Annotated in this window: 14 protein-coding genes and 1 tRNA gene; 7 read left to right on the forward strand and 8 right to left on the reverse strand. The window is 45.1% G+C overall.

The window, feature by feature from the left end; genetic code table 11:
• Nucleotides 1-113 precede the first annotated feature (113 nt).
• Together QT979_RS14720 and QT979_RS14725 are read left to right on the forward strand one after the other, a co-directional pair.
• On the forward strand, nt 114-2,951 hold the full coding sequence (locus QT979_RS14720) for an AAA-like domain-containing protein (protein ID WP_333310764.1): 2,838 nt from the start codon (nt 114-116) through the stop codon (nt 2,949-2,951).
• A gap of 345 nt (nt 2,952-3,296) precedes the next feature.
• The gene (locus QT979_RS14725) at nt 3,297-4,355 is read left to right on the forward strand and encodes a potassium channel protein (protein ID WP_333310766.1); all 1,059 of its coding nucleotides are present in this window, start codon (nt 3,297-3,299) and stop codon (nt 4,353-4,355) included.
• A 473-nt stretch (nt 4,356-4,828) separates the two neighbouring features.
• Here QT979_RS14725 and QT979_RS14730 read toward each other — a convergent pair.
• Nucleotides 4,829-4,900: transfer RNA gene (locus tag QT979_RS14730), tRNA-Thr, on the reverse strand.
• A 94-nt stretch (nt 4,901-4,994) separates the two neighbouring features.
• The gene (gene pyk / locus QT979_RS14735) at nt 4,995-6,782 is read right to left on the reverse strand and encodes a pyruvate kinase (RefSeq protein ID WP_333212912.1); all 1,788 of its coding nucleotides are present in this window, start codon (nt 6,780-6,782) and stop codon (nt 4,995-4,997) included.
• A 454-nt stretch (nt 6,783-7,236) separates the two neighbouring features.
• Here pyk and crtR point away from each other — a divergent pair, with 454 nt between their 5' ends.
• Nucleotides 7,237-8,127 (forward strand): beta-carotene hydroxylase, encoded by an 891-nt coding sequence (gene crtR, locus QT979_RS14740; protein ID WP_333212911.1) that lies wholly within the window; start codon nt 7,237-7,239, stop codon nt 8,125-8,127.
• Between the two features lie 161 nt (nt 8,128-8,288).
• Here the strand turns inward: crtR and aroH are convergent, their stop codons facing one another.
• Both aroH and sppA read right to left on the reverse strand, forming a co-directional pair.
• Complete coding sequence (aroH, locus tag QT979_RS14745; protein ID WP_333212910.1) at nt 8,289-8,714, reverse strand: chorismate mutase; 426 nt, start codon at nt 8,712-8,714, stop codon at nt 8,289-8,291.
• 274 nt (nt 8,715-8,988) lie between these two features.
• The gene (sppA, locus tag QT979_RS14750; RefSeq protein ID WP_333141974.1) at nt 8,989-9,807 is read right to left on the reverse strand and encodes a signal peptide peptidase SppA; all 819 of its coding nucleotides are present in this window, start codon (nt 9,805-9,807) and stop codon (nt 8,989-8,991) included.
• Between the two features lie 267 nt (nt 9,808-10,074).
• On the opposite strand from sppA, the gene QT979_RS14755 reads away from it, so the two are divergent.
• Nucleotides 10,075-11,148: a DMT family transporter gene (locus QT979_RS14755; RefSeq protein WP_333310768.1), complete on the forward strand. Its 1,074-nt coding sequence runs from the start codon at nt 10,075-10,077 to the stop codon at nt 11,146-11,148.
• Between the two features lie 13 nt (nt 11,149-11,161).
• Here QT979_RS14755 and QT979_RS14760 read toward each other — a convergent pair whose 3' ends face one another.
• Genes QT979_RS14760 through QT979_RS14775 form a run of 4 tightly spaced genes read right to left on the reverse strand, consistent with a single transcriptional unit; the run spans nt 11,162 to nt 13,777 of the window.
• Nucleotides 11,162-11,581, reverse strand: coding sequence for a PIN domain-containing protein (locus tag QT979_RS14760; RefSeq protein WP_333212908.1), 420 nt, complete (start codon nt 11,579-11,581; stop codon nt 11,162-11,164).
• Nucleotides 11,578-11,874, reverse strand: coding sequence for a hypothetical protein (locus QT979_RS14765; RefSeq protein WP_333212907.1), 297 nt, complete (start codon nt 11,872-11,874; stop codon nt 11,578-11,580). The genes QT979_RS14760 and QT979_RS14765 overlap by 4 nt, the downstream gene beginning before the upstream one ends.
• A gap of 51 nt (nt 11,875-11,925) precedes the next feature.
• The gene (locus QT979_RS14770) at nt 11,926-12,606 is read right to left on the reverse strand and encodes a phage tail protein (RefSeq protein ID WP_333212906.1); all 681 of its coding nucleotides are present in this window, start codon (nt 12,604-12,606) and stop codon (nt 11,926-11,928) included.
• Nucleotide 12,607: 1 nt separating this feature from the next.
• Nucleotides 12,608-13,777, reverse strand: a complete 1,170-nt coding sequence (locus QT979_RS14775) for an AAA family ATPase (RefSeq protein WP_333212905.1) — start codon at nt 13,775-13,777, stop codon at nt 12,608-12,610.
• 47 nt (nt 13,778-13,824) lie between these two features.
• Between QT979_RS14775 and QT979_RS14780 the strand changes: the two genes are divergently transcribed.
• From QT979_RS14780 to QT979_RS14790, 3 genes are all read left to right on the forward strand, one after another.
• A complete protein-coding gene (locus QT979_RS14780) occupies nt 13,825-14,784 on the forward strand; it encodes a M20/M25/M40 family metallo-hydrolase (protein WP_333310771.1) in 960 nt (319 codons plus the stop codon).
• A gap of 145 nt (nt 14,785-14,929) precedes the next feature.
• A complete protein-coding gene (locus tag QT979_RS14785; protein WP_333310772.1) occupies nt 14,930-18,625 on the forward strand; it encodes a hydantoinase B/oxoprolinase family protein in 3,696 nt (1,231 codons plus the stop codon).
• A gap of 399 nt (nt 18,626-19,024) precedes the next feature.
• The gene (locus tag QT979_RS14790) at nt 19,025-19,672 is read left to right on the forward strand and encodes a sigma-70 family RNA polymerase sigma factor (protein WP_333125558.1); all 648 of its coding nucleotides are present in this window, start codon (nt 19,025-19,027) and stop codon (nt 19,670-19,672) included.
• Nucleotides 19,673-19,715 lie beyond the last annotated feature (43 nt).

Consider the following 19,715-nt stretch of genomic DNA (forward strand, 5'->3'; position numbering starts at 1 on the left):
AGCTGATTCTGCTGGTACAATTAAACCACCAGAACCAACTTATCAAAATGGTAAAATTGCTTGTGCTACAGGCACCACAGAACTGAGACAAACTTATGACTAGGGGCTAGATCATGACAGTCGATTACCAATATCAAATCGGCGGCAGTCTCCCGCAAAATGCACCTACTTATGTAGTGCGACAAGCTGACTCAGAACTTTATCAAGCCCTCAAAGCTGGAGAGTTTTGTTACGTACTCAATTCCCGACAAATGGGCAAATCCAGTTTGCTGGTGCGAACTGTACAAAAACTCTCGGCTGATGGCATTGCCTGTGCTACGATCGACCTTTCGGACATTGGCAACCAGCAAGTCTCTCTAGATAAGTGGTACGGCGGCGTCGCTTACAAGCTATTGTGCAGCTTCAACCTGTTTAACCCAGTCGAGTTTATGGCTTGGTGGCGGGAGAGAGAGTTGATGTCGCCGGTGCAGCGCTTAGGAGAGTTAATTGAAGAATTGCTGCTGGTCAAAATTTCTCAAAATCTGGTCATTTTTATTGATGAAATTGATAGCGTTCTGAGTTTCCAAGAACCGCTAGACGATTTCTTTGCATTAATTAGATGTTGCTACAATAAACGCGCTCACAATTCAGAATACCAGCGCATTACATTTGCTTTGCTGGGAGTAGCTACGCCCTCGGATTTAATTAGCGATGCAACTCGCACGCCATTTAATATCGGGTTAGCTATTGAATTGCACGGTTTTAACTTACAAGAAGCTCTGCCTTTAGCAAAGGGATTTGAGGGAAAAGTAGAGAATCCTCAAGAGGTTTTAAAAGAGATTTTGGACTGGACGGGAGGGCAGCCATTTCTGACTCAAAAGCTTTGCAAGCTGATTTTGCACCATGTAAAAAGCTTAGCTTCGGCTTCTATTATATCATACTCAACGGATGAAAGCAAAACTAAAAATCTTCGTATAAATCAATTATTAATTAGCCAGATAGTGCAATCTCATATTATTGATAATTGGGAATCATCCGATGAACCGGTACACATCAAAACAATTCGCGATCGCCTTCTCAGAAGTCCGCACCGCGCCAGTAGGTTATTAGGACTATATCAAAAAATATTGCCACTTTCAGAACTCCCCGATTGTAGGGGCTGTGCCCCCGTGCCCGCCCTGGTAGGGGGAATCTGGGCGGATGATACTCCCGAACAAACAGAATTGCGGCTGAGCGGATTAGTAGTAAAACGAGCCGGGAAATTAACCGTATCCAACCGCATTTACGCAGCTATATTCAGCCATAACTGGGTAGAAAAAGCACTCGGCGACTTGCGCCCCTATGCTGAATCCCTAACAGCATGGATAGCTACAAATTGTCAAGACGAATCTCGCTTGTTGCGCGGTCAATCACTGGAAGATGCCAGACAGTGGGCGGCAAATAAAAGCTTGAACACCCAAGATTATCAATTTTTAGGTGCGAGTCAAGAAGCGGAATTTGCCAAATTGCGCGATCGCGAAAAACAAACTCAAACAGAAATTGAACAACTGCGCCGCGAAAAAAAGTTACTAGAGGAACTAAGCGAAGCACAAAAGCAGAAAAAAGCGATTGCAGTTAAACTTTGGCGCGAGCAACAACTGAGAGTGCAAACAGTTACAGGAGCCGCAGTCATATTAATATCAATCCTGATAGTAACTTTTTGGGTTAAACCGTCAATCGAAGAAAGAAACAACAAAATCCTCACTCTCAGTTTGCTATCAGAAACCCTATTTGCTGCGGATAAGAAAGAAGAAGCTTTGCTAGAAAGCATTCGAGCTGTTACAGAAATGAAACGATCGCTCGGAGTGAGTTCAGATATTCAGATGCGAGTGGCGATCGCCCTCGAACAGGCAGTTTACAACTTTCGGGAACGCCGCCGCTTGCAGACTCAAGCGAGTACCCTTGCTTTCGCGATTTTCAGTCCCGACAGTCAAACAATTGTGACTGCTACCGATGATAATTATATCAAGCTTTGGCAAACTAATGGAACTTTGCAAGCAACATTAACAGGGCATACTGATAAAATTATTAGGGCAATTTTCAGTCCGAGCGGTCAGATGATTGTCTCTGCCAGCAACGACAAAACTCTCAAAATTTGGCAAAAAGATGGCAAGTTAATTCATGATATCAAAGGACAAAGCGGTCAAATAACAAGCGTTTCTTTTAGTCCAGATGGTAAAATTATTGCTTCAGCAAGTACCGATGGAACAGTTAAACTATGGAAAATAAACGGTGAAGAATTCTTAAGTTTAAAAGTGGATCGAGGTTGGATAATCAGCGCAAATTTTAGCCCAGACGGTCAGATAATTGCTGCGGCTGGTACAGATGGCACTATTAAACTTTGGAGCTTGAGAAAGGTTATGGAAAAGTTACAAAAACAGCAGTCAATCGAAGCCAGCACCGATATCAAATTGCTCAGAACTTTACAGATGGAAAGTGATAAAATTATGAGTGTAACTTTCAGTCCCGATGGAGCAATGCTGGCGGCTGCAAGTGCTGGAGGAACTGCGACAATTTGGAGCAAAGACGGCACACCGCTAAGTATTTTAAAGCATACAAGTGGAGTGACAAGTATTAGCTTTAGTCTCGACAGTCAAATTTTGCTATCTGCAAGCACAGACAAAATGCTGAGGCTGTGGAACATTGACGGTACATTGCTCAAAACTTTAAAAGGTAACAAGGATGCTGTTTGGAGTGCGAGTTTTAGTCCAGACGGCAAAGCGATCGCTAGTGCTAGTGCTGACGGTACGGTGATGCTGTGGAATTTTAATCTTGACGATTTATTGCAGCAGGGTTGTAATGGAGCCCGCAATTATTTGCAGACAAATCCGATCGCCAATCAAAACAATCGCCACCTCTGCGATGGGATTGGAACTCAGTCGGAACTCACGCAAAAAAAACCGGGTCAATCGATTTTAGATTTTAGATTTTAAATTTTAGATTTTAGAATTGAGATTAAAGAATTGAAGCATTGACCATACGGATAAATTCGGTGGCTTTTATCCTGGAGGCTTTCGGTCAAAATGTTGAGTTTTGCAGCAAAGTATCTAGGCAGAAACTGGCTTTTTGACCAAGATTTTCAAAGGTGGTACCCGCCACGTGATTTATCCGTGGAATCAATCCAAAATGTCAAATCGAAAATCCTCAAGCCCCCGCATCTCGCGCAAGTCAATCTAAAATCTAAAATCTAAAATCTAAAATCGATTGACCGCCCCTGCGTCTAGGGCTGATATGGTTTAATTTGGTAGCAGCTAATAGGTAATAGGTCAGCCCGATCGGTGTATTCAACTCTAGAACAAAAGTACCAGCGCCTGCAAAAAGACTTAAGAAACGGAGTCATCGCCCTTGGTGGCATTGTATGTACGGGTACTCTCTGGTATTGGCAAGTGGAAAAATGGTCTTTCCTAGATGCCGCTTACATGACAGTATTTACCCTAGCAACTGTGGGCTACGGTGAACTTCAGCCCCTCGGTCAACGCGGGCGAATGTTTACTATATGCCTGATTTTGATGGGTGTGATTGTGATTGGTTTCATCGTCAACCGCTTTACAGAAGCGCTGATTGAAGGATATTTTCAAGAAGGAGCAAGAATTAGGCAGCAGCGACGATTGGTAGATTCTTTGATCGGGCATTACATTCTCTGCGGTTTTGGGCGCACTGGCCGCCAAATTGCCTTGGAATTTCAGGCCGAATATATCTCTTTTGTGGTGATAGATTCGGCGATACAGTCGGTTGAGGCAGCTTTGGCTCTGGGGTACACGGCTGTGCAAGGAGACGCGACTTTGGACGAAACTTTGGTAAATGTAGGCATCGATCGCGCAATTTGCATAGTAGCAGCTTTGCCTTCGGATGCCGAGAATTTATACACTGTCATGTCAGCGAAAACTCTGAATCCGAAGGTACGGGCGATCGCCCGCGCCACCACAGAAGAAGCGGTAAAGAAGTTGCAGCGGGGCGGCGCCGATGCCGTCGTATCCCCCTACATTACCGGGGGAAAGCGCATGGCGGCGGCGGCTTTGCGGCCTCAAGTTATGGATTTTTTAGACGGTGTTTTGACTGGTACCGACAGTTCTTTTTACATGGAAGAATTTTTGGTCGATCCCAATAGTTGTGTCTACGTTGGGGAAACTTTGAGAAATGCCAAGTTGCGATCGCAATCGGGGGCCTTGGTTTTAGCAGTGCGGCGCGCTGGCGGGACTTTGATTGTGGGGCCTACCGGAGAAACTGCGATCGAAGGAGGAGATATGCTGATTTGTTTGGGTACTGCTGAACAACTGCGAACTCTCAATCAAATCCTCAGTCCCCTGAGTTTTCGCATCCCCCGGCCCCCGAACTAATACGATGTCAGGTTTGTAGTCAGGAATGTAAGTCCTCTGTTGACTGTTGACTGTTGACTGTTGACTGTTGACTGTTGACTGTAGAAGGAGTGGTCGAAAAACTGAATTGTTGAGTGTTAAATGTTGAGTCGATTTTATTATTCCAATGAAACCGGAAATAATATGATATCAAATCCGTTGGCATCGGAATTATTCATCTCTCTCTTCCCTTTCTCTGTGTCCTCTGCGGTTTCATCATTCCGATACAACCGGAATTGATATGACAACTGACTGTTTGGACATTTGAACAATACCGATGCAACCGGAAACGATATGATTGAAAAAATTCACAATCTCCACCACACAAGGATTTAGGGCAAATAAAAATGCTCTCGGCTACTTTGCCGAGAGCATTTTTGAGCAGTTAAACTGCGTTTTGCTACAGATTTGCTACATTCTCACAAATCCTAAAATCAAAAATCGCTGAAACTCCAAGCCGATGGTGGGATTTGAACCCACGACCGTTCGATTACGAATCGAATACTCTACCCCTGAGCTACATCGGCACAGACAATTTTGAATTGTAGCACAAATATAGCGAAAAAAGCAAGGAGTTGTAGAATTTAATTCAAAACTCCACAACCCCTAGCTCACAAACAGTTAAACGGTCACTTCCGTGTCAGTTGAGCCGCCTCTGGCCCCGGAATAAACCAAACCCCGCTGCATATCCAGCGTCAGCATAGTTCCGTCCCGAATTACCCGCGTGGCATTCTTCACGCCCACCATCACCGGCACGCCCAAGCGCAAACCGATAATCGCCGCGTGAGAAGTCAAACTGTCCTCCTCCGTCACCACACCTGCGGCTTTCCGAATCATCTCCACAAAAGCGACGCTTGTGTGTTCCACTACCAAAATTTCTCCTGCGTGGAAATTGCCTACATCCGCAGCAGTGCGAGCAACCCTAGCCATGCCACTCACCGATCCCAAACCGACACCGGTGCCTTTGCCTAAAACTGCTGTCACTACCTCAACTTTGATCAAATCCGTCGATCCCGCAACCCCTTGCAGAGTACCGGCGGTCATCACCACTAAATCTCCGTCGCACACTAACTCTTTTTCCTGGGCGACTGTCATGGCAGAGTGAAATGTCTGGCCGGTGGAGGGCAAATCCAACACCAGCAAAGGTTTTACTCCCCATACTAATTGCAGTTGTCTGGCTACGTCTACGTGAGGAGTAACTGCCAAAATCGGAGTTTTGGGTCGGAATTTCGAGACATTTCGGGCTGTGGCGCCGGTTTTGGTCAGCGTCATGATGGCCGCCGCGTTCAATTGTTCGGAGATTTGGCTGACTGCTTGGCTGATACCGTTGGGGATCGATCGACCAATATCTTCTACATTCCTAATATTCCGTTTAATTCCTTCCCTCTCCATCCGCACCGCAATTCTCGCCATCGTCGCCACCGCTTCGACGGGAAACTTGCCGACAGCAGTTTCATTCGAGAGCATCACGGCATCAGTTCCGTCAAGAATCGCGTTTGCCACGTCGGAAATCTCGGCGCGGGTGGGACGGGGATTGTTGACCATGCTGTCGAGCATCTGGGTAGCGGTAATTACCGGAATACCCAGGCGGTTGGAGGTAGCAATCAGCCGCTTTTGCAAAATCGGCACATCTTCGGCGGGTAGTTCCACTCCCAAATCGCCGCGGGCGACCATCACCCCGTTGCAAAGGGTGAGAATTTCCTCCATTTGTTCGATCGCCTCGTGCTTTTCGATCTTGGCAATCACCGGTACTTGCTTGCCCGCACTGGCAATCAGCTCTTTAATTTCGAGCACATCTTGGGGATTCCGCACAAAGCTCAGGGCTACCCAATCGACACCTTGGTCGAGGCCGAACATTAAATCTTTGCGGTCTTTATCAGTCAGCGCTTTAATTGAGAGGTAAACTCCTGGAAAATTCACGCCTTTGTTGTTGGAAAGCGGCCCCCCGACTACGACGCGGCAGTACAATTCCCGCGCCCCGCGGTCTACTTTTTCGACCAGCATTTCCACTTTGCCGTCGTCGAGCAGAATTACTGCTCCCTCTGGAACTTCGTCTGCTAGGGGGTCGTAGGTGACGGAAGAAATGAGCTCGGTGCCGGGAACTTGGCGACTGGTGAGAATGAAAGGATCGCCGTTTTTGACAACTATAGAGCCTGTCTCAAAGCGCCCTAAACGAATTTTTGGGCCTTGGAGGTCTTGGAGGATGGCAACCGGCTGGTTGAGTTCAAAGGATGTTTGCCGGATTAAGCGAATGCTGCGCTGGTGGTCTTCTTCTGTTCCGTGGGAAAAGTTGAGTCGCAAAGTTGTGGCACCTGCTTCTATGAGCTGGCGCAGCACTTGTGGGTCCGAGGTTGCTGGGCCAATGGTGGCGACGATTTTAGTCCGGCGTAGGGCTTTTGGCAATTGCATCAGCGGTGTTCTGGGGAGGCAGGTGGATTTCTTGTGTAAATTTCGGCTAACGTTTCATTTTTGCACTACAAGCAATGACGCTAGTCTCAAGTCTTAAAAATTTTGATAGTCGTCAAAAAAGCAGGTATTGAACAATATATAGAATATCTGACTTTTTACCGATCGGTAATTTTTTCTTCGGGAGCGCTCTTTTTTGCAAATTTTTCGCTTTCAGGCTTGACATAAATACAGACATACCCATTGATTTTATGTAGTCTGCTGAACTATTTTGGCTAATTTAGCACTGGTATCCTTGCACAACATCAATATTTTCCTGTTTGTGCAGAGGCTAGTTTCTGGCGATCGAACTCTGTTCTTTCATGCCTTGAGGCTGAGGTTCCTGACAAAACTTTACTATTGTCCGGCTTGTATCTTATACTACGCAAGTGTGAAATATTAAGGAGTCTTAACAAAAATGTCGGAGGCAGGACGGCCGCTGACAGTGCCGAAAGAGTTTCTGAGTCCTCCCGGTGACTTTAATCCGACACTACTGCTGTTTTTGAGTGCAGTAGCGATTATCGTGATTTCTTACTTGGGTTTCTGGTATTGGGAATGGCCCCAATGGTGCTGTTTTTCGCTGAACGTGTTGGCTTTGCACATGGCTGGAACTGTGATTCACGATGCGTCTCATAATGCGGCTCATCGCGATCGCACAGTTAATGCTATTTTGGGACACGGTAGCGCGCTGATGTTGGGTTTTGCTTTCCCGGTGTTTACGCGGGTACATATGCAGCATCACGCCCACGTTAATGACCCAGATAACGATCCAGACCATTATGTTTCGACTGGCGGGCCTTTGTGGTTGATTGCTGCGAGGTTTTTTTACCACGAGATTTTCTTTTTTAAGCGCAAACTGTGGCGGAAATACGAACTCTTGGAATGGTTTCTCAGCCGTTTGTTTGTCGTAGCGGTGGTGTATATTGCCATTCAGTACGATCATTTAGGTTACGTGCTGAATTTTTGGTTTTCTCCTGCTTTGGTGGTGGGGTTGGCCTTGGGGTTATTTTTTGATTATTTGCCGCACCGTCCGTTTCACGAGCGCGATCGCTGGAAAAATGCCAGAGTATATCCTAGTCCTATTCTAAATATCTTGATTTTGGGGCAGAATTATCATCTGATTCATCACTTGTGGCCTTCCATTCCTTGGTACAATTACAAGCCTGCTTATGAGGCTGTCAAGCCGCTGTTGGATGAGAAAGGTTCTCCTCAAACTTTGGGAATATTGGAAGGGAAAAAGGACTTTTGGAGTTTTATATATGACATTTTTTTAGGGATTAGGCTGCATCACAAGAAAGCGTCTGATTGATGACAAAAAACCCGGCTTCTCAAAGAAACCGGGTTTTTTTTCTAATAAAAGCTTTTAAGCATATATCCCCGGGGCAGGTTTTGTACTGTATCAAGTCCCGTAAAAAATAAACCCACCTGTAATGGTGAGTTAACTTTTAAATCAAGCCCAAAGTGAATCTATTATTTTTCCCCAGCCACCGCCACCGCTAAATTCCTATCCGGGCGCAAATTTTGAGCTCCCCGCAAATAAGGATGATAAATTTCAGTATTTGCCGGCCAATTGACGTGAATTAAAAACCGGATGCAGCGTTCCAAAGCACCCTCAACGTGCATTTGCTGCACGTCCAACAAAGGAACATTACACCAATGAGGACGTTCGCGGGCGATCGCAGCCGGAAACACAGCATCTAAATCACGAGTAGCAGAAAACGTAGCACTAATAATTAATTCTGGATTAATATCATTTTTTGCTTCTAATTCATCTAATAATTCTCTCACCGCTTCTCGAATTGCTGCCACCGAATTCTCGCTAGCAGTAGTTGCCCCACGAATCCCCCGCACTTGCCACTCCACGCAAATTTCCTCCATATTTTTGTTATTAGTCATTAGTCATTAGTCATTAGTTATTAGTCATTAGTCATTAGTCATTAGTCATTAGTCATACTAAATTAGGCTTAAATACCCAGTTTATTTCTTAGTCCCCCCTTGAGTGGACTTCGTTTGTGTAGTTTGACCTCGAACTCGTAGGCGAAGCCAGCGGGAAGCGCTTATGACGGGCGAAGCGCCACATTTGAGTTTGAGGTCAACAGATTTCAATCGCCCAATCATCCAGGGAGTAACTAATGACTACTGACTCCTGACCAATGACTAATTTATTTAATCACGGGCGATACATCCATAGCGGCAAACCGCTAGTAGAAAGCTCGAATTCCAGCAAATTATTGTAAGCTGAAAGCCCGGATATATCCAGACTACTCCCCAAGACACGATTTAGGAAAGGTTTTTGTTTTTCTAGGGTGCAAGACTCGGTTTTTTCCGGGTCGAGGCCTGCGAGTTCGGCGGCAAGGCGGCGAGCGTCCTCTTCTGTTCCCAGTCGATCGACCAAACCCAATTCTAAGGCTTGCTGACCGGTAAAAACGCGACCATCGGCAAAACTTTTCACTTTCTCAACAGCCAAGTTCCGGGCTTCCGCAACGGTTTCCACGAATTGCTGGTAGCTGGTGTCGATCAAGTCTTGCAGAATTTGCTGTTCAGGATCGGTCAATTCGCGATCGAATGCCAAGATATCTTTATACGGCCCCGATTTAATCACCTGAAAAGAAACGCCTACTTTTTCTAACAGCCGTTCTAGATTGTTGCCCCGGATAATCACGCCAATGCTGCCAGTAATTGTACCGGGATTAGCAACGATATGCTCGGCTCCCATGCCGATGTAAACTCCGCCAGAAGCAGAAATATTGCCGAAACTGGCAACAATTTTGACTTTTTCGCGCAAACGCTTGAGCGCGCTGTAAATTTCCTGGGAATCGCCCACAGTGCCGCCGGGGCTGTCTATCCGCAGCAGCAATGCGGGAAATTTGCGTTCTTCAACGGTTTTGAGAGCTTCTAGGACTCGTTTACGGGTTTCTCCGGCAATGGCGCCGGTGATTTCGATACGGGCGATTTGTTTGCGGTAGCGGGGCTTGAATGGCCAAATCATGGGCAGTGTACAGGCAATGTTACGAATTTTTGTAGCTAACTTCTTATAGTGTGCCTTATTCATAGGGGTAGATGTTGTGGCATTTAGGAACAGGCAAGATGCCTGTTCCACCTTGATTTTGTGGAACAGGCATCTTGCCTGTTCATAATGGCCGAGATTTGTGCGATCGCATTTAACTCAACACCAATATATAATTGTAAAAATTGCTTAACAAAACTACATCATCCCCACGAGAATCAATCTCATCAATTATTTGGAGTCTCCGCCATGCAGCTAAAACTTACCGATTCAAAACTACCTTTTGCCCCGCTGTTGCTAATTGCGCCATTTTTCCTGTGGGGAACCGCGATGGTAGCGATGAAGGGGGTGATGCCGCACACAACGCCACTGTTTGTGGCATTCGTGCGTCTAGTACCTGCGGGCGTGTTGGTGCTGCTGGCGGCGGCACTGATGGGAAAACCACAGCCGCAGGGTTGGAAAGCTTGGCTGTGGATTTCGCTGTTTGCTTTAGTTGACGCTACTTTGTTTCAAGGCTTTTTAGCCGAAGGTTTGGCGAGAACCGGTGCGGGTTTGGGTTCGGTGATGATTGATTCTCAACCGCTAGCAGTGGCGATTTTGTGTTTGTGGCTGTTTCAAGAAAAAATAGGTTTTTGGGGCTGGTTGGGATTAGTTATTGGCGTTGCGGGCATCAGTTTGATCGGGTTGCCCGATGGCTGGATTTTGGGGCTTTTTCATCCTGAAAACGCGCAGGTTTCTGCGGGTATCGAACAGTTGTTTCAGGGTGGAGAATGGTTGATGCTGTTGGCTGCTTTGTCGATGGCTGTGGGTACGGTTTTGGTGCGCTGGGTTTGTCGTTATGTTGACCCGGTGGTGGCGACTGGTTGGCACATGATTTTGGGCGGTTTGCCGCTGTTGGCAATTTCGGCTGCAACTGAGTCTGAACAGTTTGTGAATATCGATTTTTCCGGGTGGATGGCGTTAAGTTATTCTACTGTGTTCGGAAGTGCGATCGCCTACGGTTTATTTTTTTATTTTGCTTCGAGTGGCAGTCTAACCAGTTTAAGTTCTCTTACCTTTCTTACGCCTGTATTTGCTTTGCTATTCGGCAACTTGTTCTTGGGCGAAGTGCTCAATCCGCTACAATCGATGGGAGTTGGGCTGACTTTGGTTAGTATTTATTTGATTAATCAGCGGGATACTTTGGGCGAGAAATTTAACAAAATGCGATCGGGTGAAGCGAGTGCAGAAGTTGAAGCAACAGGATTATTAGAGTCGTCTGAGTTGAATTCTGTAGAATTACCCGTGCAGTTGCGGGTTAGCGAATTGGAATCAGAAGTGTAGCAGGTGGAAAAATTTAGGGAGAATTGGTTAATTCTTGAATTAACTGATTTGGAGTTAAAATCCTAGGAGTAGTAACTGGAAAATCTCGCGGGTTGCGGGTGACAATGGCATCAATTCGATTGATTACAGCAGTGCTGTACTGAATAGCATCTTCAAAATCCTTGAAGTTGCAAGTTAATGCCATTGAAATCACAGAGTTATCTACGGTTGCTACTTGACAAAATGTGGCTAGCTGCCGCAAAAAATCCAGCGTCCAATCGCGGCATCTGTCTCTGCGGATAATATAGTAAAGGTCGCTAAAAGTTGAGGCTGAAATATAGCCTTGAATTTGTGCTTCTTCAACAAAAGTTAAAATGCGATCACTCTCAGCAAAGAAAGGTTCTCGTTCGAGCGCAACATCTACTATTATATTGGTGTCTATCAGGAGTTTCACAAGTTATGTTTCTCCTTTAAATATTCCCATTTTGCTTGTTTGTCTGGATCGTCAAAATCCAGCGGTTCCGGTACAGCATCTCGATCGAATAAACCTTGAAATGCCTTCACGTTAGTTTTAAACTTTTTTTGAGGTGCTTCAGGTGCGACATTTTCTGACGCGCTGGCTTGTTTAACCGTATCAGGTAGCTGCAAGACGATGATTTCTACATCTCCCGGCGGCATATTCACAGCTTCCACAACTACCAAGTTGCCAGTTGCATCGATTTTACCTCTAAGTTTGTATGCTTGCATGGTAATCTCCGGTAACTATGTTTCTATTATATGACATAATAACTTGCTTCATTACCAATCCTCTTCATCACCAATCTTAATGTCTCTGCTTTTAATCTCTTCTATAAAAGTTTTTAAACTGGGATTTTCTGAGTAATGCTTCATCAAAACTTTATGCTTGCGATATGGTTTTGAAATTTCTCGATAATAATCAGGATTTTTAGCATTAGCGTCGATCGTAAAATTGTGTTTTTTCGCCAGTTCCCGATTTAACGTGTCGAGACAGTTTGTAATTTTAGCTTTTCTACTGTCTGTATAATACAGTGGGAGGAACCAACACTCAATAGAGTCAACAGAAATTGCAAACACGATCCGCTGTTGATGTTTATCATAAAAATCCTCACCAATCGTATCTCTGAATTTTTCAATAACTTTTTCGATCGACTGCTGAGGAGTAAATTCATTACCATTTTCATCTCGCTTGGGAATATTATAATTAGAATTTTGGGAATCCAGCAAAACATCTGTATCTATTTGGATAATGATATAGTCATTATATTGAAATGATTCTCGAAAAATGTTTGACTTGCAATAATCAAAAACTAGAGTCCAACCGCCATAGTTTTTGTCTTTGTCTATTTCTGGTTGCAGCGATCTGATAACTAGATCGGATCTGTTGAAATATCCAGCTAAAATACTCTTAATAACAATCTGGTCAGTAAGTCCCTCTGTAATCAATCCAAACTTAATCATATTAAAAATTTTCAGGAAGTCCGCCGATATAGCCTCTCAAAAAAGCCTCTGATAATTTTACAGGTTCTTGTCCCTCCAGAGGTTTGGGTTTGAGAATACGTATAGCCTTAGTATGACCTAGTTGGCTGCGGTAGATCACAAACAGCCGCTGTTCCTCATCACCTAAATCCAAACCGTCCAAAACTGCCGGGTTGTGGGTTGTGAATATAACTTGTTTGTCCTGTTTTTTTGCTAATTCGACTAATTCTTGCATTAATCTGCGACACAATCTGGGGTTGAGAGAAGCATCAATGTTATCTATTGCAAAAAATTTAGGCGTGATATCGCTAATAAATAAAGCGAAGTAAAAAAGCAAGAATAAAAAGCCTTCATTAGAGCTTCTTTGGTCAAAGTAAGTTAGATCAGGATCTAAGTACCTATCTTTAATTTGGAGAAAATTTTGAATATTTGATAAATTTGGAGTGGCTTCAAAATCTTGAAACCAATCTATCAATTGCAGCTTTTTTTTAATTTCATTAAGCTGCTCTTGGTTATCATCAGAATTCAAAAATTTTAAAAGTTTAAACAAACCTTCTCCATTAATCCCTAATGGTTGAATTTGACCTTCTTTTTCAAAAGTTCGTAAAGCTTGGTTTTCAGGAGAATAGATTATAAATTCATTAAGGTTAATAATCCTAATAAATGCTTGTGAATCTTTGAGGATTCTTGAGAATTCTTGTTCAGAAGATTCGGTTTGCTCTAATAAAATAGCTCTTATTCTTTCTGCTCCACCGTGTTTTTGAATAACAATATTAATAGCATTTTTTATAGAGGTTTCACTATCACCAAAAAAGTTTTTACTAACCCAATGAGAATAGGGAGAATTATCATTTTGCAAAATACAACTAAATGGTTGTCCCTCATTCCCTCTTAACTCAATTTTGATATCTTTAACCAAGTTTTCCATTTCAAAAGCCGATCGCATAAACTGAGGTTCTGTAACTCTGATGCCCCGAGAAGCTAAAAACTCGTTATCCAGCTTATCATCTGCCGCCGCAGAAGCCAGGGCGATCGCCTCTAGGATATTGCTTTTGCCGCAGCCATTTTCACCGATCAATACAGTTACTCGTCCTAATTCTAGCTTCAGCTTTTGAATGGACTTATAATTTTCGATTCTGACTTCTCCTATCATAATTCAATCCCATATAATCTTAGTGTACTCATTGTATCTCCGATCGCATGAATCTCAAAGAACGCTTGCACAGCCATCTGATTCAAATTGTACGCGATCGCAACCCATACCTCGCATCCCAAGGGCATTTTTATGCTCAGCAATACATCCGCGAACAGTTGGCACAGTGGGGAACTGTAGAAATTGACGATTTTTCGGTGCGCGGGCGAATTCATCACAATTTTATCTTGGATTTACCCCCCCTCAGTCCCCCCCTTGCTAAGGGGGGGAAGCAAGAAGAATCACCCCTTGCTAAGGGGGGGAAGCAAGAAGAATCACCCCTTGCTAAGGGGGGAAAGCAAGAGAATCTGGGTATTGAAAAGCGGATTAATAAGCGGTTGCCGCCGATCGTAATTGGTGCTCATTACGATACTGTACCCGGATCGCCTGGGGCCGATGATAATGCTACTGGTGTTGCTGTTTTGCTGGAACTCGCAAGGGCGATCGCATCTGGGCCGCTCAAATATCCAGTGCAATTAGTTGCCTTCGATATGGAAGAATACGGTTGTTTGGGAAGCAGTCATCATGCAGCTAAATACAAGCAACAGCAAAAGTCAATCCGGTTAATGATTTCTTTGGAAATGTTGGGTTATTGCAACCATAATCCTAATTCTCAAAGCTATCCCGCTGGCTTGAAATATTTTTATCCAAATACTGGTAATTTTATTGCTTTAATTGGCACTTTGCGGACGGTTCCCGATTTGATTAATTTGAGTGGCAAAATTCGCAAATCTGGTCAGCCCTGTGAGTGGCTACCGGTGCCGAATCGAGGTTTAATTGTGCCGGATACTCGCCGCAGCGATCATGTTCCTTTTTGGGATAATGGTTATCCGGCTATTATGGTGACTGATACTGCTAATATGCGAAATCCGCATTATCATCGAGAAAGCGATAAGATTGAGACTTTGGATTTGGATTTTCTGGCTGGTGTTTGTCAGGGGTTAGTCAAGGGCATTCGACATCTATAATTAACACGATCGATCGCCTGCTAGTTTGAGCGACCAGAAATTATGACTTTTATGACCCGAAGTTATGAATTTTATGAATTGACTCGAACAGAAGTTTGTTGAATACTTGTAAATTAATCAAGCAAAAATTTGCAAAAAAAGAGATATGAATCCTACTTATTATCCCGATCGCACTCGCTGGCAATTCTGGATCGATCGCGGTGGCACTTTTACCGATATTGTCGCCAACAGCCCCGACGGTAAATTAGTCATTCACAAGCTGCTTTCGGAAAACCCAGAACGCTACAGCGATGCCGCAGTTCAAGGAATTCGCGACATTCTGGGAATTCCCGCCGACGCATCGATACCTGCGGCCGAAATTGAAGCGATTAAAATGGGGACGACGGTGGCGACAAATGCTTTGCTGGAACGAAAGGGCGATCGCACAGTTTTGTTAATTACTAAAGGTTTCGGCGATGCGCTGAGAATTGGCTATCAAAACCGCCCGAATATTTTCGCGCGTCACATTGTTTTGCAGGAGATGCTGTACGATCGAGTTATTGAAGTTGCAGAACGCTACAGCGCTCAAGGTGAGGAGTTAACTGCTGTCAATCCCGAGTTTATCCCCTCTTTGCAGCAAGCATACGATGAGGGAATTCGCAGTTGTGCGATCGTATTCATGCACGGGTACCGCTACTCGGAACATGAAAAACAAGTTGCTAAAATAGCGAGAGAAATTGGCTTTACTCAAATTTCCGTATCTCACGAAGTTAGTCCGCTGATGAAATTAGTTTCGCGGGGAGATACTGCGGTTGTCGATGCTTATTTATCTCCGATTTTACGTCGATACGTCGAACAAGTAACCAGTCAGTTATCTGTAGGGGCGGTGCCCCCGTGCCCGCCCTCCTCCTCCTCCCCGTGCCCGCCCCCCAAATTAATGTTTATGCAATCGAATGGCGGCTTAGTGGACGCGGCACAATTTCAAGGAAAAAACAGTATTTTATCCGGGCCTGCTGGGGGAATTGTCGGTGCAGTTCAAACGAGCAAAAAGGCAGGTTTTGATAAAATTATTACTTTTGATATGGGCGGAACTTCCACAGATGTTGCCCATTTTAACGGCGAATACGAACGCGAATTTGAGACGGAAATTGCAGGGGTGAGATTGCGATCGCCCGTGATGGCAATTCACACTGTAGCAGCCGGCGGCGGTTCAATTGTGTTTTTTGACGGGGCTCGCTACCGCGTGGGGCCGGAGTCTGCTGGGGCCAATCCTGGGCCTGCTTGCTATCGCAAAGGCGGCCCCTTGACGGTGACTGATTGCAATGTGATGTTGGGGAAAATTCAACCGGATTTTTTCCCGAAAGTATTTGGATTGAATGGAGATTTGCCGATCGCCCCTGACGTAGTAAAGCAAAAATTTGAGCAATTAGCGGGGGAAATTGGGGGCGAGAGGACGGCCGAAGAGGTGGCGGAGGGTTTTTTGGCGATCGCGGTGGAAAAGATGGCGAATGCTGTCAAAAAAATCTCGCTTCAGCGCGGTTACGATGTTTCGGAGTATACATTGTGCTGTTTCGGTGGTGCGGGCGGCCAACACGCTTGTGCGCTCGCCGATGCTTTGGGGATGAAACGGGTATTTATTCACCCTTATGCGGGTGTGTTGTCGGCTTACGGTATGGGTTTGGCTGATGTGCGGGCTATTCGCGAAAGGGCGATCGAGCAACAATTAAATGCAGAATTATTACCTGATTTGCATCATATTTTAACCGAATTGGAGGCTGAGGGAAAGAGGGAATTGAACCGCAGAGGCGCAGAGAACACAGAGAATGTGTCAGAGGTTTTAGTTGTTAGGAAGCTGCGCTTAAAATATCAGGGAAGTGACTCGGTTTTGGCGGTAGATTTTGCTGATAATATTGAGGCGATGCAGGCTGAATTTGAAGCAGCCCACCGACAGCGTTACAGTTTTATTATGCCAGAAAAACCGCTGATTGTGGAAGCGGTTTCGGTGGAAGTTGTAGAAAGAATGGATGTGCCGGAAGCATCCACAATTTCCCCCTCTGGTGGGACGCGCATCTTGCCTGTGCAACCAATTTCAACGGTGCAAACCTATGTTGCTGGCGGGTGGCGGGAAACGCCTGTTTATCGGAGAGACGATTTGCGATCGGGCGACTGCATAGAAGGCCCTGCTATGATTGTTGAAGCTACGGGAACTAATATCATAGAACCGGGCTGGGAAGCGGAATTAACAGAGAGAAACGATCTATTTTTGAACCGCAGATGCACGCAGATAGACGCAGATAATATCCGCGTTCATTCGCGTTTATCTGCGGTTAAATCCGATCCGGTTTTGCTGGAAATTTTTAATAATTTGTTTCGGGCGATCGCGGAACAAATGGGCGTCACATTGCAAAACACAAGTTCCTCAGTCAACATCAAAGAACGTCTCGACTTTTCCTGTGCAATTTTCGACCAAAACGGGCAATTAGTTGCCAACGCGCCGCACATTCCCGTACATCTAGGCTCGATGAGCGAAAGCGTTGAAGCTTTAATTTTAGCACAAGGCAATGCGATTCAACCGGGCGATGTGTATGTTTCTAACAATCCCTACAACGGCGGCACGCATTTACCAGATATCACCGTTATTACTCCAGTATTCGATCGTGATTCCTCCCTTCCTTTGTTTTATGTGGCCTCGCGGGGACACCACGCCGACATCGGCGGCATTACTCCCGGTTCCATGCCTCCTAACAGTACAACAGTAACTGAAGAAGGTGTATTGCTTGACAATTTCCTGTTAGTAAGCGAGGGCAATTTTCGAGAAGAACAATTACTAGAACTTCTGACATCGGGTAATTTTCCAGTTCGCAATTCTCCTCAAAATATAGCCGATTTGCAAGCACAAATTGCTGCTAATAAGCGCGGCGTAGAAGAGCTGATCAAGATGGTAGAACATTATGGATTAGAGACTGTGCAAGCTTATATGGGCTTTGTACAAGACAATGCGGAAGAGTCGGTACGGCGGGTAATTGATGTTTTGAGTGATGGCGAGTTTACTTATCCGATGGATAGTGGCGGACAAATTAAGGTAGCGATTACAATTGACAAATCTGCGCGCAGTGCAAAAATAGATTTTACTGGCACTTCTGCTCAACAAACCAACAATTTTAATGCTCCTGCAGCCGTGTGCAAAGCCGCTGTTTTGTATGTTTTCCGCACGTTGGTAGATGACGATATTCCTCTAAATGCGGGTTGTTTGAAACCTCTCGAAATCATCAATCCCGAAGGCTGTATGCTAAATCCTCGCTATCCAGCGGCGGTAGTTGCCGGCAATGTGGAAACATCGCAGAATATTACCGATGCTTTGTATTGTGCGTTGGGAGTGATGGCGGCTTCTCAGGGAACTATGAATAATTTTACCTTTGGAAATCAGCGCTATCAATATTATGAAACTATTTGCGGCGGTTCGGGTGCTGGTGCAGATTTTGACGGTACGGATGCGGTTCAAACTCACATGACTAATTCGCGTTTAACCGATCCCGAAGTATTAGAGTGGCGGTTCCCAGTGTTGTTAGAAAGTTTTGAAATTCTGGCTAATAGTGGGGGGAATGGATGTCATCGCGGCGGTAATGGAGTTGTGCGGCGAGTAAGGTTTCGGGAAGCGATGACGGCGGGAATTTTATCGGGGCGGCGGGTGATTTGTCCTTGCGGTTTGAATGGGGGTGAAGCCGGTAAAGTTGGACGGAATTATGTTGAAAAGGTTGATGGAAAGGTTGAGGAGTTGGGAAGTACGGCGAGTTTGGAAATGCAGCCGGGGGATGTGTTTGTCATTGAGACTCCGGGGGGTGGAGGATATGGTTATTTATAGTAGTAATATCAACTCCGGTAGCATCGGAATTAATATTACCCACAGTCAGGACACGGCACTGCTGCGTCCTCGGTATCATTCTGATGCTACCGGAAACGATATAAGTAAGCGATCTTTTTTAATTTATCGTGATGAACCGACACGCATTGTTCCGGTGAAAATTCTTTTTTAGGGGAAGTAATATAGCCAGAGTTTTTGATAACTTTTCTGATGTGTGAAAAGCCCGATCGCACAAGTGAAAAGTATATATTATCTTGAAAGAGGGACAAAATGCCAGAAATACCGCTCTGCTGGCACCGCACCGCTAAAAAATAGCCCTCAACTCTGGAATGTCGATCGACAAATCGTGTAGAATCGGGCTGCACCAGCATTTATTCCCAAAACCTTTCCAGAACAATTGTGCAAACACCTAATTTTTCAGAACTCAACCATCCTGTAGTCAAATCCCTGTTCCATCACAGCGACCAGGAATTATTGACTCTGTTTCAAAACCATCCCGATCAGGGTAGGTTTTTCACGGCGATTTTTTGCCGCTACGCTCAAATAGTCCACTCCCTGATTCGCCATTCCGTACGATCGCCCGTACAAGGCGATTACCTGTTTGCCCACACTTGGCTGCACATCTATCACGAACTGCGAGGCCTCGATTTGCGCCGCGAGATCCAAGAGTCTGATGGCGGAAATCTTAGTCTCCAAAACTGGCTGATTAATGTCACCGCCGTCTGCATCAATCAAGCTGAATTGCCCCCTGTTGAGTCGATTCACTACTCTTTGCAATCGGCTCCGCCTCCCCTGTGGTGTTACGTCAAACAAGCCTTGGAGTTGTTAGCGCCGCTGCCGCGTTTAGTGGTGTTGATGGCTCAGACTTTCCGCTGGAGCGAAACTCGAATTGCAGCTTATTTGCAAGCAGAAGGCGAAGCCATTTCGCCCGCTCAGGTAAAGGCTTTGCTGCAAAAAGGATATCAAACTTTAGAATCCAACTTGCCGGAGGATATTCGGGCTATTTATCTCGATGAAAATCTCGATTATCAAGAAGCACTTGTCTAGATATACACCATACAAATCCGCCCTTTCTAGTTGTAGATACTGT

The organism is Microcoleus sp. w2-18bC1 (genome assembly GCF_036700365.1).
Lineage (GTDB): Bacteria > Cyanobacteriota > Cyanobacteriia > Cyanobacteriales > Microcoleaceae > Microcoleus.